Source organism: Plastoroseomonas hellenica (assembly GCF_018129085.1).
GTDB classification, from domain to species: Bacteria; Pseudomonadota; Alphaproteobacteria; order Acetobacterales; family Acetobacteraceae; genus Plastoroseomonas; species Plastoroseomonas hellenica.
This window is the reverse complement of sequence record NZ_JAAGBB010000127.1, coordinates 1-3,088: the sequence shown is the minus strand read 5'-3', so window position 1 is coordinate 3,088 and position 3,088 is coordinate 1. Positions and strand designations below refer to the sequence as shown.

The 3,088-nt window shown below is 72.7% G+C and carries 4 protein-coding genes; 3 read left to right on the top strand and 1 reads right to left on the bottom strand.

Features of this window, described 5'->3' with window-relative positions; all coding sequences use genetic code 11:
• From GXW71_RS34350 to GXW71_RS34340, 3 genes are all read left to right on the top strand, one after another.
• Window positions 1–565: efflux RND transporter periplasmic adaptor subunit (locus GXW71_RS34350; protein WP_211858560.1), on the top strand; the 565-nt coding region annotated here is incomplete at its 5' end.
• A gap of 182 nt (window positions 566–747) precedes the next feature.
• Complete coding sequence (devC, locus tag GXW71_RS34345) at window positions 748–1,947, top strand: ABC transporter permease DevC (RefSeq protein WP_211858557.1); 1,200 nt, start codon at window positions 748–750, stop codon at window positions 1,945–1,947.
• On the top strand, window positions 1,947–2,642 hold the full coding sequence (locus GXW71_RS34340) for an ATP-binding cassette domain-containing protein (protein WP_211858556.1): 696 nt from the start codon (window positions 1,947–1,949) through the stop codon (window positions 2,640–2,642). Before devC ends, GXW71_RS34340 begins: the two co-directional genes overlap by 1 nt.
• Window positions 2,643–2,667: 25 nt before the next feature.
• Here GXW71_RS34340 and GXW71_RS34335 read toward each other — a convergent pair.
• Window positions 2,668–3,088: hypothetical protein (locus GXW71_RS34335; protein ID WP_211858555.1), on the bottom strand; the 421-nt coding region annotated here is incomplete at its 5' end.

Genomic DNA, 3,088 nt, shown 5'->3' with positions numbered 1-3,088 from the left:
GGCCGGCGGCGTCGCCAGCGCCGAGCGCCAGCGCTTCGCCGCGACCCGCGCCGGCGCCGAGCGCGCGGAGGCGGAGGCCACGCTGGAGCGGATGCTGAACCCGCGGCCCGAGGATGTCGCCGTTGCCGAGGCCGAGCTCGCCGCCGCCGAGGCAGCGGTCGTGAAGGCGAGGGCGGATGCCGCGCTGTCGCGGCTGCGATCGCCGATCGCCGGCACCGTGCTGCGCATCATCGCGCGGCTTGGCGAGCGCATCGGCGATGACGGCGTGATGGAGATCGGCGACCTCTCGCGCCTCGACGTCGTCGCCGATGTCTATGAGACCGACCTGCCGCGCATCCGGCTCGGCGCGTCGGCCGAGATCCTGGTCCCGGGCGAGAGCCGGCGCTTCGCGGCAACGGTGCGCGAGATCGGCTGGCAGGTGCGCCGCGCGCCGCAGGCGGCGACCGATCCCGTTGCCGCGGTCGACGCCCGCACCGTCGCGGTCCGCCTCGCCCTCGACGAGCCAGGGCGGCGGGCGCTGGAGCGCCGATCGAACATGCAGGTGCAGGTGGCGATCCGCCCATGAACGAAATCGCGCCTCACAAGCCCCCTCAAACGCCGGCGCCGGCATCCGCCGGCTTGGCTTCGCGCTGCCAGGACGCACCCGGCGCCGCTGATGGTCGCGCGCGGGCCGCATTCGCGGCCTCGGATCGGTCAAGCGACCGATCCGCCGAGTTGCTGCCCTGGGCGCCGGAACGCTGCGGCGAGATGTCCCCGCCCGCCGTGCCGGCGCGTGGCCCGGGCCTCGCGACGCGCATCCTGCTGCCGCTGCGCCTCGCCTGGCGGCAGCTCCGCGCCGAACGGTCGCGGCTGGTCTCCGCGGTCGCCGGCGTCGTCTTCGCCTGCGTGCTGGTCTTCATGCAGCTCGGCTTCCGCGCGGCGCTGTTCGAAAGCGCGTCCTCCGTCATGTCGGCGATGCGGGGCGAGCTGTTCCTGATGCATCCGCTGACCACCGCCTCCTTCCGGCCGGAGCCGCTGCCGCGGGTGCGCGCCTGGCAGACGCTCGCGCTGCCGGAGGTGCGGCAGGCGGTGCCGGTCTATCTGCTCCAGTCCGCCTGGCGCAATCCGGCGACCGGCACCCGCCGCACCGTGCAGCTCATCGGCTTCGACACGGAATCGGGGGCCATGGACCTGCCCGGCCTGAGCCCCCTGATCGAGGCGCTGAAGCAGCCGGACACGCTGGCCTTCGATCGCCGCTCCCGCCCGGAATTCGGCCCGGTGGGGGCGATGTTCGACCGCGACGGGCCCTTCCAGGTGCAGGTCGGCAACCGCGACATGCGCATGGTCGGCCTGGTCGATATCGGCGCGAGCTTCGGCGCCGATGGCAATGTGGTGATGTCGGAGCTGAACTTCCGCCGCATCATCAACCGCGACCCCGCGATGACCGATCTGGTCACCATCCGCCTGCAACCCGGCGCCGACATCCTGGCGACCCAGGCGCGGCTCCGCGCATTGCTGCCGCAGGACGTCGCGGTGCTGACCTATGACGAGCTGGTCGCGCATGAGCGCAACTACTGGGACAATGCGACGCCGATCGGCTTCATCTTCGCTTTCGGCAGCCTGATGGGACTGATCGTCGGCATGGTGATCGTCTACCAGATCCTGTTCTCCGACATCGCCAACCACATCCGCGAATACGCGACCTTGAAGGCGATCGGCTTCTCCAACGGCTATCTCACGCGGGTGGTGCTGGGCGCGGCGACGATCCTCGCGGTGCTCGGCTTCATCCCGGGCCTGCTCGCCTCCTCCTGGCTTTACGGGCTGGTGGGGGAGGCGACCTTCCTGCCGCTCCGCATGGAGCTGGAGCGCGGGCTGACGGTCTTCGGCTTCATCTTCGGCATGTGCGCCATCGCGGGCGTGCTGGCGGTGCGCAAGCTGCGCGACGCCGATCCGGCGGACATGTTCTGATGCACACGATCACCGAGCCCCCCGTCGCGCTGCGCGACATCACCTATGCCTTCGGCGAGGGCGAGCTGCGCCGACCGGTGCTGCGCCAGGTGGCGCTGGAGGTGGCGCCGGGCGAGATCGTGCTGCTGACCGGCCCGTCCGGCAGCGGCAAGACCACGCTGCTCACCCTGATCGGCGCGCTGCGCGCGATGCAGGAAGGCTCCGCCCGGGTGCTTGGCCATGAGCTCGCCGGCGCCAGCGAGACGGCGCGCGTGGCACTCCGCCAGCGCATCGGCTTCATCTTCCAGAACCACAACCTGCTCGGCTTCCTGACCGCGCGGCAGAACGTGGCCATGGCGCTCGAGATGCAAGGCGGCCTGACGGAGCGGGAGCGGTTACAGCGCGCCGATGCGCTGCTGGATTCGGTCGGCCTCGCCGAGCACACCGAGAAGCTGCCGGCGCATCTCTCCGGCGGCCAGCGCCAGCGGGTCGCGGTGGCCCGCGCGCTCGCCGCCGATCCCGGCCTGGTGCTGGCGGATGAACCGACCGCGGCGCTCGACAAGCAGTCGGGGCAGGAAGTGGTGCATCTGCTGCGCGACCTCGCGAAGAAGCGCGGCGCGCCGATCCTGCTGGTGACGCACGACCCCCGCATCCTCGACATCGCCGACCGCATCATCAGCATGGAGGATGGCCGCATCGTCCCGGCGGGCGGCTGACGCATCCTGGCTCGAGGCCCGGCGCTCAGCCGGGGGCGTCGAGGACGTCGATCACCAGCCGGCCGTCCGACAGGCGGAAGTGCCGGATGCCGGCGCCGGGCGCGGTTTCGATCCAGACCGCGGCGCCGCCGTCATCGGCGAGGATCGCCCGCACGTTGCGCGGCGGCGCGAGCCTGTCGATTGGCGGCGCGCAGCCCGGGCCCGAGAAGCGGAGCTGGATGCCGTTCCCGCCCTCCCGCACCGCATAGTCGGCGGCGATGCGCCAGGCGAAGACGATGCGCCCGAAGCCCGCATGGTTGCCGGTGCGGGTCGTGACCTGCGCCGGGGCGCAGCGCCCGGGCACCTGGTCCCGGACCGCCGCGCGCGGCAGCGGCACCCGCTGCGCGGCGGCGATCTGCACCCCCGGCATCCGGCGCGCCGGGGCGGTGGCGGCCGGCGGACCGGTC

Coding starts and splice junctions, on each gene's coding strand:
- devC (WP_211858557.1), top strand. CDS start 748: ATGTCCCCGCCCGCCGTGCCGGCGCGTGGCCCGGGCCTCGCGACGCGC.
- GXW71_RS34340 (WP_211858556.1), top strand. CDS start 1,947: ATGCACACGATCACCGAGCCCCCCGTCGCGCTGCGCGACATCACCTAT.